The 18,769-nt window shown below is 61.5% G+C and carries 17 protein-coding genes; 7 read left to right on the forward strand and 10 right to left on the reverse strand.

Annotated elements, in window-relative coordinates:
• Nucleotides 1-93: 93 nt before the first annotated feature.
• From ACMFWR_RS22095 to ACMFWR_RS22110, 4 genes are all read right to left on the reverse strand, one after another.
• Nucleotides 94-1,506, reverse strand: coding sequence for an ATP-binding protein (locus ACMFWR_RS22095; protein ID WP_413196826.1), 1,413 nt, complete (start codon nt 1,504-1,506; stop codon nt 94-96).
• Complete coding sequence (locus ACMFWR_RS22100; protein ID WP_413196827.1) at nt 1,499-2,176, reverse strand: response regulator transcription factor; 678 nt, start codon at nt 2,174-2,176, stop codon at nt 1,499-1,501. Before ACMFWR_RS22100 ends, ACMFWR_RS22095 begins: the two co-directional genes overlap by 8 nt.
• Nucleotides 2,177-2,319: 143 nt before the next feature.
• Nucleotides 2,320-2,619 carry a hypothetical protein gene (locus ACMFWR_RS22105; protein WP_413196828.1) on the reverse strand — a complete coding sequence of 100 codons (300 nt, stop codon included), beginning with the start codon at nt 2,617-2,619 and terminating at the stop codon, nt 2,320-2,322.
• An 85-nt stretch (nt 2,620-2,704) separates the two neighbouring features.
• Nucleotides 2,705-3,652: a LysR family transcriptional regulator gene (locus tag ACMFWR_RS22110; protein ID WP_413196829.1), complete on the reverse strand. Its 948-nt coding sequence runs from the start codon at nt 3,650-3,652 to the stop codon at nt 2,705-2,707.
• A gap of 440 nt (nt 3,653-4,092) precedes the next feature.
• On the opposite strand from ACMFWR_RS22110, the gene ACMFWR_RS22115 reads away from it, so the two are divergent.
• The 3 genes from ACMFWR_RS22115 (at nt 4,093) to ACMFWR_RS22125 (ending at nt 8,062) form a co-directional block, all read left to right on the forward strand.
• Nucleotides 4,093-4,482 carry a hypothetical protein gene (locus ACMFWR_RS22115; protein ID WP_413196830.1) on the forward strand — a complete coding sequence of 130 codons (390 nt, stop codon included), beginning with the start codon at nt 4,093-4,095 and terminating at the stop codon, nt 4,480-4,482.
• Between the two features lie 332 nt (nt 4,483-4,814).
• Nucleotides 4,815-5,984: a porin gene (locus ACMFWR_RS22120; protein ID WP_413196831.1), complete on the forward strand. Its 1,170-nt coding sequence runs from the start codon at nt 4,815-4,817 to the stop codon at nt 5,982-5,984.
• Nucleotides 5,985-6,787: 803 nt separating this feature from the next.
• On the forward strand, nt 6,788-8,062 hold the full coding sequence (locus ACMFWR_RS22125) for a porin (RefSeq protein WP_413196832.1): 1,275 nt from the start codon (nt 6,788-6,790) through the stop codon (nt 8,060-8,062).
• Between the two features lie 220 nt (nt 8,063-8,282).
• On the opposite strand, the gene ACMFWR_RS22130 is transcribed toward ACMFWR_RS22125, so the two are convergent.
• Nucleotides 8,283-8,543 (reverse strand): DUF4148 domain-containing protein, encoded by a 261-nt coding sequence (locus ACMFWR_RS22130; RefSeq protein WP_413196833.1) that lies wholly within the window; start codon nt 8,541-8,543, stop codon nt 8,283-8,285.
• Between the two features lie 262 nt (nt 8,544-8,805).
• A complete protein-coding gene (locus tag ACMFWR_RS22135) occupies nt 8,806-9,690 on the reverse strand; it encodes a LysR substrate-binding domain-containing protein (protein ID WP_413196834.1) in 885 nt (294 codons plus the stop codon).
• A gap of 207 nt (nt 9,691-9,897) precedes the next feature.
• Here ACMFWR_RS22135 and ACMFWR_RS22140 point away from each other — a divergent pair, with 207 nt between their 5' ends.
• Together ACMFWR_RS22140 and ACMFWR_RS22145 are read left to right on the forward strand one after the other, a co-directional pair.
• Nucleotides 9,898-11,196, forward strand: a complete 1,299-nt coding sequence (locus tag ACMFWR_RS22140) for an MFS transporter (RefSeq protein WP_413196835.1) — start codon at nt 9,898-9,900, stop codon at nt 11,194-11,196.
• 194 nt (nt 11,197-11,390) lie between these two features.
• Entirely contained in the window at nt 11,391-11,828 is a 438-nt protein-coding gene (locus ACMFWR_RS22145; RefSeq protein ID WP_413196836.1) for a CHRD domain-containing protein, read from the forward strand.
• Nucleotides 11,829-12,059: 231 nt separating this feature from the next.
• Here the strand turns inward: ACMFWR_RS22145 and ACMFWR_RS22150 are convergent, their stop codons facing one another.
• Both ACMFWR_RS22150 and ACMFWR_RS22155 read right to left on the reverse strand, forming a co-directional pair.
• A complete protein-coding gene (locus tag ACMFWR_RS22150) occupies nt 12,060-12,971 on the reverse strand; it encodes a bestrophin family protein (RefSeq protein WP_413196837.1) in 912 nt (303 codons plus the stop codon).
• 3 nt (nt 12,972-12,974) lie between these two features.
• Nucleotides 12,975-13,484 (reverse strand): hypothetical protein, encoded by a 510-nt coding sequence (locus ACMFWR_RS22155; RefSeq protein WP_413196838.1) that lies wholly within the window; start codon nt 13,482-13,484, stop codon nt 12,975-12,977.
• A 98-nt stretch (nt 13,485-13,582) separates the two neighbouring features.
• Here ACMFWR_RS22155 and ACMFWR_RS22160 point away from each other — a divergent pair, with 98 nt between their 5' ends.
• Complete coding sequence (locus tag ACMFWR_RS22160; RefSeq protein WP_413196839.1) at nt 13,583-13,858, forward strand: hypothetical protein; 276 nt, start codon at nt 13,583-13,585, stop codon at nt 13,856-13,858.
• A 94-nt stretch (nt 13,859-13,952) separates the two neighbouring features.
• Here the strand turns inward: ACMFWR_RS22160 and ACMFWR_RS22165 are convergent, their stop codons facing one another.
• A complete protein-coding gene (locus tag ACMFWR_RS22165; protein WP_413196840.1) occupies nt 13,953-15,002 on the reverse strand; it encodes a DNA/RNA non-specific endonuclease in 1,050 nt (349 codons plus the stop codon).
• A gap of 66 nt (nt 15,003-15,068) precedes the next feature.
• Nucleotides 15,069-15,659 carry a Fur family transcriptional regulator gene (locus ACMFWR_RS22170; RefSeq protein WP_413196841.1) on the reverse strand — a complete coding sequence of 197 codons (591 nt, stop codon included), beginning with the start codon at nt 15,657-15,659 and terminating at the stop codon, nt 15,069-15,071.
• Between the two features lie 448 nt (nt 15,660-16,107).
• Here ACMFWR_RS22170 and ACMFWR_RS22175 point away from each other — a divergent pair, with 448 nt between their 5' ends.
• The gene (locus tag ACMFWR_RS22175) at nt 16,108-18,504 is read left to right on the forward strand and encodes a glycoside hydrolase family 3 N-terminal domain-containing protein (RefSeq protein WP_413196842.1); all 2,397 of its coding nucleotides are present in this window, start codon (nt 16,108-16,110) and stop codon (nt 18,502-18,504) included.
• Nucleotides 18,505-18,769 lie beyond the last annotated feature (265 nt).

Genomic DNA, 18,769 nt, shown 5'->3' on the forward strand with positions numbered 1-18,769 from the left:
CGTAGCAGGCGCGCGCGTGCACCACCCCGCCCGTAGCGCGCGTGGTTCAGTCGATGCCGGATAGATGCTTAGCGCGCCCGCAGGCGCGCTTCGTCAGACCGCCCCGTTCAACGCGAGACTCGGTCGTTCGGGTGGCGGGGCGACATAGGCGTCGCCCTGAATGGAAATACGCGTGAGCCCGTCGCTCGCGCCGATCTCGAGTCGAAACTCATGAAGCCGCGCGACGGCAGCGACGATGCTCAACCCCAGACCGTGCCCCTGCTCGGATTGATTTCTTCTGCCCCGATAGAAGCGCTTTTGCACGGCCTCATGTTCTTCCTCGGGGATGCCCGGACCGTTATCGCAGACATCGATCGCGAATGTACCTGCACGCGCTTTGCGCACAGCGAGCCGGACGATCCCGCCACTCGGCGCAAATTTGATCGCGTTGTCGACGAGATTGCTGATCGCCTCGAACAACAAACCGCGGTCCCCGTGAATCCGGACCGCATGTCGCAGATCGAGCGAGAGATCGATCTGCTTGCCTTCAGCGAGCGGCGCGTAAAGCTCATGAATGTCGGAGAGCAATCCATCGAGCTCAAGCTCCGCGAAACCGCTGCGCCTTTGCAGCTGCTCGATCTCCGACACCCGCAGCAACGCCGCGAAACGACCGAGCAGCGTGTCGGTCTGATCGATCGCTTGCAGCAACGTCTGTCGTTTGGGATCGTCGGGTGCGTAACTCGACTCAAGTGAATTCAGCAGGGTATGCAGACGCGCAAGCGGAGTGCGCAAATCATGTGCGATCGCGTCGCAGACGCTCTTGACCTCGCCGACCAGCCCCTCGATATCACCCAGCATGTGATTGATGATGCCGGACATCATGTCGAGTTCGTCGTGCTGCCCGGTGACGGGCATGCGCTGTTTGAGATCACCGAGCACGACGCGTTGCGCGATGCGCTGGATTTCGAGAATCCGCCGTATCGGTCTCACGCTCCACACGAACACGCCACCGACGCCCGCCACCAGCATGACCAGACCGCCCACGGCGAGCGCCTTGAGCAGGCCGTCGGTGATTTCCACCCAGTCCCCTGTGTCGAAAGCGAGGACTAGCGTTCGTTCATCCGGCAACGTCACCGCAACAGCGCGCGCATCGGGACGCGTGCGTCCGTTGGACAACTCGAGCGAACCCACCGAATGCGGAATGCCATCCGCACGCAGATCGGCCGGCAAAGCACGAATATCGCCCGCCACCGCTTCACCCGTCGGCCCGAACACCGCATAGAAGTTGTGACCCAGATGATCGCGTGCGACCCGGCTCGCGATATGCCGGTCGATCTCGCCGACCGGGAACGCCACAAAGTAGCGCCGTTCCCAGTTCAGTTCGTCATCAATCTGCCGGTACATATAGGCGTTGATCTGCAACTGAACAAAGCAGATCAGCGCCGCGATCGAGACGCAGAACAGCACGGCGTACAGCGCAACCAGACGAAACGTCGAGGTGCGCCAGATCGAGGGCGCCTTAACCAAGGATGTACCCTGAGCCACGAACGGTCTGCAGCAGCTTCGATGCAGCCTCGACGCCTTCGAGCTTCTTGCGCAGGCGGCCGACATGCACATCGATCAGGTTCGAACCCGGATCGAAGCGATACCCCCACACAGCCTCAAAAATCATCGTGCGCGTGAGCACCTGGCTCGGGTTGCGCATCATGAACTCCAGCACGCGGAATTCCGTCGGCAACAGCGGAATATCGATGCCCATGCACGACGCGCGCCGCGTGACGAGATCGAGATCGAGCGGCCCTACATGCAGCGCCGTCTCGCGCTTGCCCGTGCGCTGGTGACGGCGCAGCAGGATCTCGAGCCGGGCCGACATTTCCTGCGAAGCGAACGGCTTGGTCAGATAGTCGTCGCCACCGGCGCGCAGACCTCGCACGCGCTCATCAGCGTCGCTCAGGGCGCTGAGCATCAGGACCGGCGTTTCCATGCCGACGCCACGCATCGTGCGCAGGATCGTGAGGCCGTCGATATCGGGCAGCATACGGTCGAGCATGACGGCATCGTAGTTGCCGATCATCACCTTCGACATGCCTTCGCGGCCGGAACTGGCCCAATCCACTTCAAACCCGCATTCCGTCAACTCGCGGATGATCTCTTTAGCGGTGATTTCGTCGTCTTCAATCGTCAATACAGTGGCCATCACGTCTCGTCCTTCTTATGTTGTGGGACAGCACGCGGCCGTGCGTAGACAGCGCGATACCGCGGCGTGCACAGCCTGGGCGGCACGTCGTGCGCGCATGCCTCGCCGCGGCGCAGCGTGGCCATGCCTCCTCCTAAACCGAATCAGGGATGGGTGTAGATATCGCGCAGCCCCGCAAGCTCGCTGTCGTGCACGGTCTGGCGCAACTGGCCGACCACTTGCGCGCGAACCGCGTCCTTGCTCATCGGCGCGGCGCTCTGGCCTGCGTCTACACGGGTGGGCATCGCGTAGCCCGGCGACGCGTCCGCATAAGACACGAGCGTCGTCTGCGACCGGGTAGCGTCACTGGCTGTCTGCGTGACAGACTGTGCATAGGCAGCCGGAGCCCACGCCACGGCCGCCGCGATACAGGCGAGCGTTGCGCGGACAAACCGCTTACTCACGTTCACCCGAATGACATTAAAGAGAGTTTCGATCCGCTTCATCTTGAATAGTGGCCGTTTTCGAGTCAGAGGTTGCGCGACGGTCTCAGGCAGCAATGCCATGCTCTTCGACCACGGAATCCCGCGCCGACGAAGCCCATGCCGGACTGCGGTAGTACGCGACGACAAAATCTATAAAGCTGCGTGTCTTGGCCGACAGGTATCGGCGTCCCGAGTAAACCAGCGATACCTCACGCTCGTCGTCAGGCAAGGTATGGCCCGGCAGCACACGCTCGAGTGAGCCCGCACGCAGATCGCCCTCGACCAGTTCGCTTGGCAACACCGCGATACCCATATCGGCGAGCGCCGCCTGTCGCGCCATCTCGCTGCTGCTCGTCGTCATCGCATGCAGCGGCATCACGCGGCTCGATGCCGGATCGGACCATTGCATCCATTCCTGCGCGGATGCCACGGGCGTCTGCACAATGTCGTGCTCGCCGAGGTCCGCCGGCGCCTCGGGACGGCCCCGCCGCTCGAGATACGCGGGCGACGCCACCGCGACACGCGACAAGGCCATCAGCCGGCGGCTGATCAACGTCGAGCTGCGCATCTTGCGCTCCGTGGTAAACCCGATCTCGAAGCCGCCATCGACGAAGTCTGCAGCGGACTCGAACGTGTGGACGTCAAACACGACCTCCGGGTACTCGGCGCGATAGGCGTTCAACAGCGCACACAGACCCGACACCGCAAACAAGCCGGACGTCGCCACACGCAAAGTGCCCGTCGGTTGGCGCGACGACATCACGAGACTCGATTCGACTTCGTCGAGCTTCTCGATGATCACGCGGCAGCCGCTCAGGTACTCGTGACCAGCCTCCGTCAGCGCAAAGCTGCGGGTCGAACGGTTTAACAGTCGCATGTTCAGGTGCGCCTCGAGCAGCGCGATGCTTCGCGACACCGCTGCCGGTGACATGCCGAGCTGCTTGCCCGCGAGGCCGAAGCTGTTGAGCTCGACGACCTTCACGAATACGCGCATTGCCTGTAACTGATTCATGTCTTGACCCTGCCATCCAAAGCGTGCGGCTAGGATGCAGGAGCGCGAGTAAATTCAACGGGGAACGAAAATTAAGGATTTTTTATCGTGCTCGAACGGGTGCGGACGATGCTTAAGAAGCGTTGACATCGAGATTCGAAACACCTTTCATCGTTCGACGAACGCAGGCGCTTGTCCATAAGCTGCGTGGTATGTGACCCCGTGTTTAGCGCTATATACAGGCTGATCTGCGGCGCTATGCGTAACGCTCGACACAGAGCCTCACGGAAGGCTTATGGATGCCCCGAAGGACAATCATGGCGAAGGTATCGACCGACATGAACGCCGCTGTCATTTCCCTAAAAAATGCTTCATACGCGGGAAACGGTTTCTTAAGGTCAGCTACGCGTGCGCATGCGACGATCCACGCCACTGAGGAGATCGTCGCTAAGGAGATCGTCATGCCGACCCACCCCGCCAAAGCCGCGCTTCATATCGAGCCCGTCAACGTATACGGCAACAACGGACTGCGCGTGACCGTCGAAACGGGCAGCCTGATCCTGGATGTCTCAACGATCGATGCACTGATTGAAGAACTCGCACGCCTGCGCTCGGACATGCAGCCCTGCGTGAATCGTGAAGTCGATCGAAAGAAGCCCTTCCTGGTCGAGGTCGATCCCGACTGGCATGCTCAAAGCAACCCGTTGATCGACGGCTCCGTACTGCTCATGCGTCACCCCGGCTTCGGATGGACGTGCTTCGCGTTACCGCGCGAAAGCATCAAGCGCCTTGTCAACGTACTGAATGAGCAGCTCGAACAGACCGAACCGGTCGAGGGCCTCGCGAACTGAACGTGCCGCAGGTACGCATCGAGGAAGCTGCCGAGGAGACCCGAGGAGACACTATTTGCTGCGTGGCAACAAACCAACAAACCGTATCGACAATTATTTTGCTCACGCTCGAGCACAGCGCTAAAGCCTTTATCCGAAAGCAATCGTCGTCGCTTTCGAAAAGCGGAAGACAGAATTTCAGATCCGTTGGACGACATGCGCAGGTCGCGCCACTTAACGTACGCCCCGTGAACGCACTGTGACGCCGCGATGAACACGATTCCTCGTGCTGCCAACGGTACGTCCCGATTACGTTGAAATCACGTAGACCTGAAATTCACTTCGGAACGCATATGAAAACAAAACTCGTCGCCACGGCTGTCCTCGCTAGTCTCGCGTCGCTCGCACACGCACAAAGCAGCGTCACCCTGTATGGCGCGCTCGACACGTCCGTCGCCTACTTCAGCAATCAGAAGGGTGCGAACGGACAGGCCGGACGCACATTCGAGCTGATGTCCGGCAATGTGTCGCCGAACCACTGGGGCCTCAAGGGCAATGAGGATCTGGGCGGCGGCCTGTCGGCGATCTTCAAGCTCGAAAGCGGATTCAATATCGACAACGGCAAACTGGGTCAAGGCCAGCGCATGTTCGGCCGTCAGTCGTGGGTGGGTCTCGACAGCAATCAGTACGGCACGGTCACCCTCGGCCGCCAGTACGATCCGCTGATCGACCTGATCCAGCCGCTGACCGATGACGGCCCGTTCGGCTCGACGTTCGCGACGCCGGGCGATATGGACAACTACGACAACAGCTACCGGACCGACAACTCGGTCAAGTACACGACGCCGAATATCGCCGGCTTCCAGGCATCGGCGATGTATGCGTTCGGTGGCCAGGCCGGTGCAACGGGCAGCGGCCAGACCTATGCGGTGGCAGCGGCCTACAACAACGGCCCGCTCGGCCTCGGCGCAGGTTATTTCCATGCGAACAGCAACGGCACGTCGGGCACGTTTGACGGCCTGAACCCGAATGCAAGCTTTGCCAACGACTCGGCCGCGCTGACCGGTGGATTCGTCACGGCAAACTCGCTGCAGATCATTCGTGCCGCGGGTAGCTATGTGTTCGGTCCGTTCACGGCCGGCGTCGCCTGGAGCAACGTGCAGTACAACAACTACGCAGGCCCGTCGGCCGGCGGTAACAGCACGCACTTCAACAACGGTCAGTTCTTCGTGAACTACCAGGTCACGCCTGCCGCGCTGCTCGGCTTTGGCTATGACTACACGAAGGGCTCGGGCAACAACGTCAACGCGATCTATAACCAGTTCAGCCTGGGCGCCGACTACTTCCTGTCGAAGCGCACGGACCTGTACGCACTGGCTGGCTATCAACATGCGTCGGGCCAGACGATCAGCGCAACGACGGGCGACCTCGTGGCCGCCACGGCGTCGTTCGCCGACTTCGGCAACGATTCGGCGACGAACTCGCAGACGATGGTGATGGTCGGTATCCGCCACCACTTCTGATCGAAGCAATGCTCCGTTATTGCAAAGTGCGATTGCGGAATGGCTTGATCGTTGAACAGTTGAAAGGTTGAACTTTGCGACACGCCGGCCATGGCCGGCGTCGCCCAGTTTTGAAACTTGCGAAAGGCGTATTCAATACGCACACGTAGGTGAACACCCGGGACATTGCGTTCCGGGTCTCCAGGGTTTGAACCGCCTTGAGTCGGTGGCTCGAACACGTTGGCTGACTGTCAGGCACAGGGTCAAGGCCACTGGATGTGCGATGCCTCCGAATTCTGGAGTCGGTCTCTCCGCGACTGCATCGTGCATTCAGCGGCTCACGCGAGTCGGGGTAACCGGTCGCCAAGCTGTCTGCCCTTCGCGGTCCTGACCGGACGTCTGCCAACGGATCTAAGGTGTTTGGGCGCGCATGCCTCACGGTCTGCGCGCCATTTTTTTTGCCTGGGCCGCCTGCATCACTGCGTGTCTCGATGACACCGTGCATTCCAGGCACCTGCTCCCGGTAAAAACGGCGTTGCAGTCATGCAACCCTAGAGCGCGCCTTCAAACGTCAAAACGCGACTCACCCTGGCTCGCTCCTTTCAAATTGCATTCCCGGTAACGCTTGTTTTTTATGGACTTTCCTTATAGGTGCGATGCATTTTTATAGCTAAGCGAAATCAATTAAATTCCCTTAAACAATGCTTCATTCAATCGCGGCTATTTGAACGATTTGAGTCACAGATTCTGCTTAGTCTTCGCATGCTGTCGCAATGCAAACGAAAGCGCACGCGACGCATTTTTCCTTAACAGAATCTGTCGACATGAAAAAAACTCTGATCGCCGCCGCCACACTTCTGAGCTCCGCAGTTGGGGTCGCTCACGCGGACGACGGTAGCTCACTCCAGCTCTACGGGATCCTCGACGTGGCCGTCGGTACGATCGAACACAGCGCGAGCGCAAGCCCCACCTTCCCCGCGACTGTGAACCCGGTCAACAAGGTCAGCACCAAGTTCAACAACGGTGTCACCGGCATGTTCAACGGCGGCATCTCCGACTCGCGTTGGGGTATCAAAGGCACGGAAGATCTTGGCGGCGGCATGCAAGCCTTCTTCGGCCTTGAATCCGGCATCAACGTCCAGTCGGGCACGTTGAACAACGCAGCGGCCTCGCTCGCCGGCACGAACACGACCATGGGCGCGGCATCGGCGCTGGATGGCCAGCTGTTCAACCGCGGCGCATTCGTCGGCCTGCGCGACAGCCGCTTCGGCTCGATCGCCTTCGGCCGCACGACGACGCTCGGCTACGACACCATCGTCAACTACGACCCGCTTCACGCCGCGCAGCTGTTCTCGCCGCTGGGCTTCTCGGGTTCGTATTCGGCCGGTGGCATTACCGAAGGCTCGCGTACCGACAACAACATCAAGTACACGAACCGTTTCAACAACTTCAACTTCGGTCTGTCGTATAGCTTCGGCGGTCAGGCAGGCGACTTCCGCGCAGGCTCGACGTTCGGCGCGAACCTGGGCTACGAAGTCGGCACGTTCGGCATTCAGGCCACGTACTACGAAGCGACCGACATCATCCACGCGGGCGGTCTGACGGGCGCCAATGCACCGACCAGCAACCTGGTCGGCACGAACGTCGGCGCACTGACGCTTAACGACGATCAGGACTTCATGATCGCCGCACGCTATGGCTGGGGTCCGTTGACGGTGAAGGCCGGCTACGAGCGCTACGAACTGAAGGCGCCGTCGGATCCGATCGTCAACGGCACGACGACGAACTACTTCGGTTTCTCGGGCGCTGTGACCAACACGGTATTCACGTCCAAGACGAACGTGTTCTTCGGCGGCGGCGACTACAAGATCTCGCCGGCACTCGACGTTTCGGTCGGTATCTACGACACGCAGACGCTGCAATCGACCGGTGTCGCCGGCGGCAACCAGCTCCAGTACTCGGCACTTGCGGATTACAACCTGAGCAAGCGTACCGACGTCTATCTGGGCTATATGTTCTCGCACTTCAACGGTGCCGCATTCAACGGCAACGAGCGCACGAACTACATCCTGGCTGGCGGTATGCGTACGGCGTTCTAAAGCCTTCGCATGGCGATCGCCTGAAGGCGATCGCTTTAGGTGAAAAATCCGAAAAAACTCCGCGTCAATCGGCGCGGAGTTTTTTTATGAATATAGTTTTAAAAAAGCCAAGGGCATGTCATCACGCAATGACATGCCCTTGGCCTGAATCGCATCCCTACCCCCTGCCGGGGCGAACCGAGCGCGTTGCTCGTTCAAGCCCCCACACAGCAGATGAAGCTTAGTTGGCGTACAGCGTCGCGTTGAGTTTCTCGACCACACCGCTACGCTCTGCATCCACCAGTTCCTGATAAACCTGAGCACGCGTCTTGGGGCCCGCATTGATGTCTTGCGGCGCTTGCTGAACCTGCACAGGCTGTTCGGAACCGGCCATCACGTGCGTGGCCTGGATTTCTTCAGGCGACAGGCCCGATGCAAACACCGAAGCCGAAGCCGTGACCGAAGCGCCGATGAGCATCGCGCAGAAAATTGCCTTTTTCATGTCCATTCTCCTATCCAAGGTGGTTTCCAGTGGTGACCCGGTCATGTGCCGAATCATTGGAATCAAGGATAGTTTTGTGCGGCTATCGGACCCGTATCGCCCGAATGAACGTTTATTTAGAACGGTATCGTGCGGGAAGTGTGGCTTGAGTTCTTAAGAGAAAAACATCTCTCCGGACATTGCTTAAGACCGAATCGCTGATTTCTTGCTAAGAGTGATGGCAACGATACTGCGTCACTGCGATTGTGATGCCACGGCACTCCTACTGCACGATCGCGCGCCGGACACTCGCGAGCACGGTTTCCGCAAGGGCGTGAACGGGTTCGCTGTTCGCATCGCCACGATGCAGCGAAAGACTCAGTCGCGGCAACGGCGGCAGACCATGCGCGTCCCCTTCGAGTATGCGCAACCCTGACGGCAGACCGACACGCGTACGGACCGTGAAACCTAAGCCCGCCTGCGTGCCAGCCCATAGCCCCGCCAGACTCGGACTCGTATAACTGATCCGCCATTCGATGCCGGCGCGTTGAAGTGCGGCAACGGCCATCGACTGAAACGGACACGGATCGTCGAACAGCACCAGTGGCAGCGGTTCGTCGGGACGATTCTTCAGGTAGTCCGCCATATCGTCATTGCCGATCCAGCACGTCTGCAACTCGCCCACACGTTCCACGATCGATGCGCCTTCCGTATCGCCCCAGACCAAAGCCAGGTCGAGGCGGCTCGATCTGACGCGCTCGAGCAGCTCCGCATTGCGCGCGATGCGCGCCTCGATCAGCACTTTGCGATGCACGCGCGAAAACTGGCCGAGCACGTGCGGCAACAGCGATTCGCCGAAGTCTTCCTGAAGCCCGAAGCGCACGCGCCCCTCGAGTTGCGGCGCACGCACCGCTGCAAACGCCTCGTCATTGAGATCGAGGAGCCGTCGCGCGTAACCGAGCAAGGTCTGCCCCGACTCTGTGAGCGCGAGTTGACGGCCCGATTTTCGAAACAGCGGCGCGCCCGTCTGCTCCTCGAGCTTCTTCAGATGCGCACTGACGGCCGAGGTCGAGCGTCCGAGTAAATCGGCCGCCTTCGCGTATCCCTGCAAATCGACGCCGGTCACAAAACTCCGCAGTGCGTCGAGATCGAGTGTGAGACGAGACATGAGCGGCCTCCAATGATCCCGAAAATCAGGACGATTGCGTCAAATTATTTGATTTTCAGAACAATACGCGATCTCCATAATCGGCGCATCCTGATTCTCGACGGAGTCACCATGACATCGCCCGCAGCGTCTTCACCCGCATCTTCGACGCGATCAAGCTCACGCCCCGATTCAAACCCAACTTCACACCCAACTTCGCACTCGACCGTGCCATCGACCGAACGCCTGACCGATTCGCATCGCTGGAAGATCCTGACCATCGGCGTCGCCGCGAACGCGAGCTTCGCTGCCGTAGTCGGCGGCATCTCCGCCACCGGCGTGCTGATGCGCAGCGCCTACGGACTCAATACATCGACGCTCGGCTGGGTGCTCGGCATGCTGGGTCTCGGCATCGCCATCAGCGAACTGCCGTGGGGCCTGCTGACCGACCGCTGGGGCGATCGCCCCGTTTTGCTGACCGGCCTGTGCAGCTCGGCGATCGCCTTGCTCGGCATGGCCGCCTTTGTCGCGCCCAGCGGCGGCGGCGTCTCGGCCATTCCTTCTGTCGGGCTGCTAGCCGGCGGCTTGTGCGTCGTCGGTTTGCTCGGCAGCAGCGTCAACGGCTCGAGCGGCCGGGCCATCATGAGCTGGTTCCGCGTGCACGAGCGCGGACTGGCCATGAGCATCCGGCAAACGGCTGTCCCGCTTGGATACGGGCTCGGAGCGCTGATCCTGCCTGCGCTCGCCGCCCATCTCGGGTTCGCCTATGTGTATGGGGCCGGCGCCCTGTTCTGCCTGACTTCCGCCGCATTGGCGTGGCACTGGCTCCACGAACCGCCGACGCAGGCTTCGTCGTCGATCTCGTCAATGCCATCGACCACGCCGGCGCAGAGCCCTCAGCCGGGCTCAGGCGCTTCGATCAACCCGATGACCGACGGCCAGATCTGGCGCGTCGTACTCGCGATCGGCATTTTGTGTGCACCGCAGTTCGCCGTCATTACGTTCGGGGCGGTCTTCCTGCACGACGTGTTCGGCGTCTCGACGGCGATTTCCGGCGCCGTCCTCGCCGCAGTGCAAGTTGGCGCGATGGTCATGCGAGTCTGGAGCGGACGCTGGACGGACCGCCACGGAAACCGCCGCGACTATCTGCACGCGTGCTGTGTGATCAGCGCCGTTGCGTTTGCGGCCCTGGGCTTGCTCGCATGGGTACTTGCTCTAAAAGGCACACCTCACCTATCGTCCGGGGCGACGACAGGAACAGTCATTGCGGTACTGGTCATCTGTGGGGTCAGCGTTTCGGCCTGGCATGGTGTCGCGTATGCAGAGCTCGCGGAAATGGCCGGCGTCGCTCGTGCCGGGACTGCATTGGCAATGGGCAATATGACAGCTTTCACGCTGCTGTTTATTACACCGTCGTGCATCCCGCTACTGCTGAAGCTCGATGCGTGGCCGGCAGTGTGGCTCGCGGCAGTCGCCTGTGCGGTCGCAGCAAGAGCGTTGTTTCCGGGCAGACAAAAGGCGCAGTAGCGCCCATCGCAAAGTATTTTGCAGGCCATGGAATACGCCGCACCACTGAGGCGTTGTCTGCCCTGTCGTCGTCTGAAACGCGGCTTGCCCCCAAAAGGCTGCAACGCCATCGGCGGGTCGCGAGACTATGATAGTGATGGCATCTGCGGCGTCGCCCCAGCGGCGCTGTTCTGTGGTCTACCCTGGAGAGAAAAATGAAACTGGTACGCGTATTCGGAGCAGTTGCCCTGTCCCTGAGTCTGTGCGCGCCGGCGCTCGTCGTCGCGAAAACCGTCCAATTCAGCACCGACTTGCTTCCGTCGAGCGAAGTGCCGCCAAACGCCACGACGGGCAAGGGTCACCTCGACGCGACGTACGACACGTCGTCCAAGTCGCTTGACTACAAGATCAGCTACGAAGGCCTGTCGGGCCCGGCAAGCGCCGCGCACTTCCACGGTCCGGCGCAGCCTGGCCAGAACGCAGGCGTGATGGTGCCGATCGCCAAGGATGCATTGGCCAGCCCGATTCAAGGCAAAGCCACGCTGGATGGCAAGCAGGAAGCCGATCTGCTTGCTGGCAAGTGGTACTTCAACGTGCACACGGCTGCCAACCCGGGCGGCGAAATTCGCGGCCAGCTGACGCCGGGCATGTAATTCGTCGCTCAGGATCGGACACGATCTGACGTTTCAAGCGCAGGGCCGGACGCATTATGCATTCGGCCCTGTGTGCTTCAATCATCCACATGGCGTCGGCAGACTCGATGCCCCAAACGCCCGCCGTTCAACTTCTGACGCTCGCCCTAATCGAACCTACGAGGTCGTTGCTCGCCTTGAGGATGCTTATCCGAAAACGAACGTTGCTTCCCAGAGAACGCTCTACCGGGCTTAGTTCAGAACGTAGTCGACCGCTTGCGGCTTCGGCGGAAACTCGCGCTCCCCCAAGGTCTCCCTCAGCGTCGCCTCGATCGTCCAGGCGAGTGCATCGAGCGGCAGATCGTTCGGCGCCGTGCCGAACGGATCCTCGATCTCCGCACTCAATGCTTCGAGCGCAAAGAACGTGTACGACAGAAACGCGACGATGACCGGCGTCATGCCATGGATCGAGTCAAGCAAACCGAAAGGTAACAGAAAGCAGTACACATAGATCACACGATGAATGATCACCGCGTACGTGAACGGAATCGGCGTGCTCGCGATGCGCTCACATCCACCGAGCGCCACGCTGAGCCGGTTCAACGGCGCTTCCATCGCGGGAATCAGGACCGGCTGAATCAGCTTGCGCTCACGCATGTCGCGAAGCCATTCGCCTGCCATCAACAACAGGACGGCCGGTTTGAAATGCGCTTCGGCGACGCGCTCGCACTCGTGCGGTTCGAGCAAACGCGAAAGATCGGCTTTGCAATCGGTACCGCGCAACTGATGGCGCAGCGCATGGGTAAAGGCGATCAGCCGGCGCACAAATGAGCGTGCGTGAGATGCATCGTCGGGAAGCGTCAGCGACTGGCGGGCAAGCGTGCGGGTTTCATTCAGGATCTCGCCCCAGAGATTTCGAGCTTCCCAGTAACGCGCGTAGCTCGTGCTGTTTCGAAACCCGAGGAAGATCGCGAGCGTCAGACCGATCAGCGAAAACGGCACAAACGTCAGCGGGATCTTCCGCTCGAACAGCGTGCCGTGGAGAAACGTGACGACAGTCGCGAACCCGGTCGTGATGACGAGTTGCGGCAGGATATCGAGCAGCACCGATCCGCGCAGAACAAAAATCATGCGGAACCAGTGAAGGCTTGGGCGAACGATCATGGGTTACTTCATGCAGCGCACCTGGGCACTGCCCTCGATAGCGACGTGATTAAGCGAGCAGTCTTTGTCACGCGGGGCGACCCATCCATGCTCCGTCATCCGACCGGTCTCGGGATCACCCGGACGGGGGGCGCCCCATCCATGGTGCGAATCATCGGACGGCGGGCGCCAGCCGTGGATATTGGACGTCGGTTCATCCGACGTCGCCTGCGCGTACACCGCCGACGCCACGAGGGCAATCGCGGCGGCCCCGATACAAAGCATGGTCTTCATGGTCTTCTCGTGCTGACTGGTCTGAACTACCCGGCCGCGAGTCATTGCCCGCAGCTCCTTGGTGCGCATCCCCGAATACATCGTCCGCGCGAGCGACAGTGTAGCGTGGCTACTGACGTTCGCCCATGTCGACTCCTCAGACATCAGGGCAATAAACAACAACTTTCGCGAGCCCGGATTGGCCAGTCTCGGCGAAACGTCGACCGGGCGGGCCTTTGCAGATACTTTAATCAATTGCACTTATTAAAGTTTCGAACGCGAGGGCCGATACCCAAATAAACGGAGCAATGCTGCCCATCAAAGCGGGTTGCCGATTTCAGAAATACGAGTATTGAGTTATGTCCGCGACCCTGCCGCACCTGCCAACGCAACTTCAGGCATCCGTATCGGTTGAGCTACCTCGAGAGTCTCGCGGAACGGTCACCCTCGTTCATCTCGATCCGCCGTTCTATACGTTTGCGGTCAACGAGGCGGTGGTCTACACCGGGCCAGCGTCGGGCGTCGAGTTCCAGGTCGAGCACTACAAGCGATACGGCAGGCGTTCGCTCGCCGCTGCCCTTGGCTTCCGCTGGCTCGATACATCGGCCAAAGCGATGCCGCTCGCCGCGACCTGAACCGGATTCCCTACGCGTGAAGAGCTCGGAACGCGAGTTCTTTACGGAGGGGGCAGACAACCCAACAACAGGCGTCGTGCAACACGAACTGGGTTTAGCCCAGCGCCTCACGCATGACCTGCGCGATCCAGCGTCTCAACAATCTGCCCGACTCTTCGATCGCCGATTCAAGGGTCGCGAAAATATCGATCGGCTGGTATTCAACCCGCCGGGCTCGTCGCTCACGCGTGGCCGGATCACGATCCGCGCGCTCAGCGCGTTCAATCCGACCGTCTCTCGCCCTCGCACGTCCCCCTCCCGATTCCGCTGCGGCAACCTGAGTCTCATCACTCGCACGCCCCAGCAGCGTCGCTTCGGCAACGCGGACATCCTTGCCTTCACCTTGATGCGGCGTCGGCGACGGCAACGCATACGCGGTCTCTCGCATCGACGCGGATAACGACGGAAACGGATCTACGCCCGAAATTCGCGTGATCTCCGCGATCGACACCACCGAATAGTCGTTGCCCGCATCGTTACGAACCAGATACGCCCCCGCCCCGCGATCAGGCACATAGACCGCCTTCCATACGAGTTCAGGAATCCGCACGCGCGCATTGAGCCAGTTCGGCTTTGCGCTCGTGTAGCCCGGCCCCGTCACCACGTAGACCTGCCCCGTCGATGTCGCAAGGCGTCGAGTACTGGCCTCGATATGCTCCCAGATCCGCCGATTGTTCTTCGGTGCCTGCGGAATCATGTTCGCCAGCGAAAACGACTCGGCCTGCGACTGCACATCGGGCATATCGCCGGACGGCGTCATATGTCCGCGATCCCAACCCGAACGCGTGTAGTCGCCAAGTTCGGCACGATCCGCCTGGCCGATGGCGTCTTCAGCGTGAAATGTGTTGTCGCGCGTGATGTCGTGTGCGGCACTGACTTTGTCGCGTGTCAGCGCCTCGGCCGACCAGACTGCGGTGCGCGTTTCGCCAGACTCGAGCACCGCATAAGAAGTGAAGCAAAGCAGATGCGGTCGATCCGTGCCGGGCGCCTGAAGCGGCTTCGGCTCCACGCCGTCCAGGAAATTCGTTCGGCAATCCGCCCACACGTCGCTCGACGCGGAACAGATCAACAGCACCACAGCAGCCGCAGCGCAGCGGCGGCTCAAAGTACAACTGCCATTCATATTGATTGTTGTGTGACCCGGCTCGCGGCGCGATACCGAGTTTCAGGCTCAAACCGCCTGCTCGTCCTTCGTTTCCCTGGCCGCGTCCTTGCCGCGCTTTGCGTTCTTGGCGTCGAGCCGTGCCTGACACTCCGGGCACAGGCCCTTGAGCTCGATTTCCTCGCCCGAGAGCCGATAGCCCGACTGCTTGACCTGGGCCATCAGCGTCTTGCGCAACTTGGGCTCATGGAGCTCTTCGACGCGGCCGCAGTCCTGGCAGACCATCAGAATGCCGTGCTGGCAGTGCGTGAGATCGTGACACACCGAGAACGCGTTGATCGTCTCGATCCGGTGGATCAGATTGGCGGACAACAGAAAGTCGAGCGCGCGATACACGGTCGGCGGCGCCGAGCCCGCATGCATGTCGCGCATCTGGTCGAGCAGCGCATACGCCTTGGTCGCCTTGCCGCTCGCAAGCAGCAGGCCGAGCACCTTGCGGCGAATCGGCGTCAGCCGCTCGCCACGGGCCTGGCAATATTCTTCGGCGATCTCGAGCGAGCGCTCGATCTCTTCAGCCGAGGGCGGCGCAGCATCGTGCTCGGCAACGTCATGCCGGTGCGTGCTGTCGTGCGCATGTGCGTGGGTATGCTCGTGCGGCAAGTTGGGTTCGCTCGAAAGACGGAATATGGCTGGATTATAAGGGCTGGCGCGGCAGGCGGGGCCTCCGTGTCGCCCCTACGCTGCCACGGAGGCCGAAGCCCGCAGGAACGCACGATGCGGCATCGGAAAAAATCGCCGCATGGTGCACTGCAAAAGCCGCGGTCTAACGCTCGACGTAACGCAAAAGAATCGCCGCGCGGATCGTCAATTTCGCAATCGCATCCCGGAGGCTTTTGGATATGCTTGCCCGCAATCCCGGCCGGCGCTCTCCCGCGCCGTGCGGTGGCCGCCGCCCGATTGTGCATCGGCGTCGCACCACCGGATCGTGCGGCCCGGGCGTGCAGGATCGAGGACACGCGTCAAGAGACACGTCCTAAGGGATCCGCCTACCGCACGTCATCGCCGCCGCTTTCCGGGGCTTCCCCCAACACTGACTTTTCGCCTTGCCATGAGCCATCCGTATCAAGATCCGTCACGCCCGATTCCCGAACGCGTCGCCGACCTGCTCGCGCGCATGACGATCGAGGAAAAAATTGCCCAGATGCATGCGTTCTGGTTGCTGCTGTCGGAAGACGGCAATCACCGTACGCGCGGCGATTCGTTCACCGGCGAAAGCGACCAGTCGCAGCTTCAGGCGCGCCTGAAGCTCGGCCTCGGCCAGATCACCCGCCCGCTCGGCAGCCACAGCGTGGACGCCCTGTCTGGCGTGCGCGCCCTGAACCGCCTTCAAAAGCAATTGCGCGAAGAATCGCGCCTCGGCATCCCGACCCTCTCCCACGAAGAATGCCTCGTCGGCCTGATGACCAAGGGCGGCACGCTGTTTCCGGCGGCCATCAACTACGGCTCGACGTGGAACCCCGAACTCGTGGAGCAAGTCGCGGCCGCCATCGGCCATGAAGCCCGCAGCATCGGCTGCCACCAGGGCCTTGCGCCCGTGCTCGACGTCTCGCGCGACGTCCGCTGGGGCCGCACCGAAGAAACGTTCGGCGAAGACCCCTATCTGATCGGCGTGCTCGCCACGCGTTACGTGCGTGGCCTGCAAGGCGAGAAGCGCGACCTGCTCGCGACCCTCAAGCACTACGTCGGTCACTCGTTCAGCGAAGGCGCGCGCAATCACGCGCCGGTGCACCTCGGTCCGCGCGAACTCAGCGACATCTTCTTGCTGCCGTTCGAAATGGCGGTCAAGCAGGCGAACGCCGGGTCGGTCATGCCGGCCTATCACGACGTCGACAACGAACCCGCCCACAGCTCGCACTATCTGCTCACCGAGCTGCTGCGCAATCAATGGGGCTTCGACGGTCTGATCGTCGCTGACTACGTGGGCGTGAGCCTGCTGTACCAGCATCATGGCGTCGCCGCCGATCCGGCCGAAGCTGCTGCCCAGTCGTTCAACGCTGGCCTCGACGTCGAGCTGCCGGGCGACGACTGCGCATCGCATCTGCGCCAGGCGCTCGAGCGCGGTCAGATCACCGAAGCGAAGGTCGATGAAATCGTCAGCCGCGTGCTGACCGAGAAATTCCGTCTCGGCCTGTTCGAAAATCCGTACGCCGACGAAGGCAAGATCGACCTGCAAAACGCGAACGCCAAGGCGCTCGCGCAGCAAGCGGCCGAGCAGTCGTTCGTGCTGCTCGAAAACAACGGCATCCTGCCGATCGCACCCGACTCGGGCAAGAAGATCGCCGTGATCGGACCGACCGCGGACGACCCGCTCGCCATGCTCGGCGGCTACAGCTTCCCGGTCCACCTGATCATCAACGACATGACGTCGGACGCCTCGGACATCGTGACGCCGCTCGCCGGTCTCAAGTCTGTCTACGGCGACGCGGTGCGCTATGCGCCGGGCTGCGTGATCCTCAACGAGCGCAAGGCCGGCGCACCGGTGTTCCCGGGTGACGTGACCGACGGCTCGACGCTGAACCTCGAATCGCCGGTGTCGCGCGACAAGAGCCTCATCGATGCTGCGGTGCAGACCGCGCGCGACAGCGATATCGCCATCGTGTTCGTCGGTGACCTCGCGGGCCTGTTCCAGACGGGTACGGTCGGCGAAGGCTCCGACACGGATTCGCTGAACCTGCCGGGCGTGCAGCAACAACTGCTGGAAGCCGTGGTCGCGACGGGTAAGCCGACCATCGCGATCCTCACAGGCGGCCGCCCGTACCTGCTCAACGGCGTCGAATCGAAGCTGGCCGCGCTCGCGATGGCCTTCGCGCCGGGTCAGCAAGCCGGCGTGGCGCTCGCGAATCTGATCTCGGGCAAGGTGTCGCCGTCGGGCCGCATGGTCGTGTCGGTGCCAAAGAGCGTGGGTGCAATGCCGTATTTCTACAACCACAAGCTCAAGAGCGCGGGCACGCCGATCGCGTTCCACTTCGGCAGCCGCTACCCGTTCGGGCACGGCCTCACGTACACGACGTTCGCCTATTCAAATCTGTCGCTGGACAAGGACACGCTTGATATCGAAACCGGCGAGATCGTCGCGAGTTTCGATCTGGCCAACACGGGCAAACGCGACGGCGTGGAGGTCGTGCAGCTGTATGTGCGCGACGAACTCGCTTCGGCCGTGCGTCCGGTCAAGGAGCTCAAGGCCTTCGCCCGCGTCGCGGTCAAGGCCGGCGAGACGGTCCGCGTCACGCTGCGTGTGCCGGTCGACATGCTCAACCTGACCAATGGCGAGCTCAAGCGCGTGGTCGAGCCGGGCACGTTCGAGGTCCAGATCGGACCGTCGAGCGCAAATGTGCCGCTGCATGCGAAGGTCAACGTCACCGGCAAGGTCCGCGAACTGGGTCGCCAATGGCGCATGGAAAGCACGAGCAGCGTGGCACGCCAGGAATCGCACGCGAACGCCTGATCGCCAAGACTTGCTTGCGAAAGCTTGACGGCGAAAACGCCGGTCTGCGGACCGGCGTTTTCTTTTGGCCCCGCGGCGCTTGGGCATGCGCGGGCAAGCACGGCATTGAATCCGTGCCTTGAACGTCGGCATCGACGAACGCCGCACCTGACGCCCTGCTCATTCATCGTCGCAGTGTTCGCCGCACCGTTCGCTTCGCCGCGGGCATGCGCCTTGCCGCTCATGCCGGCCGGGATGCCGGCCTGACAGCCAACCTAAGCGTTCG

The sequence above is a fragment of the Pararobbsia alpina genome, from assembly GCF_965118125.1.
Lineage (GTDB): Bacteria > Pseudomonadota > Gammaproteobacteria > Burkholderiales > Burkholderiaceae > Pararobbsia > Pararobbsia alpina_A.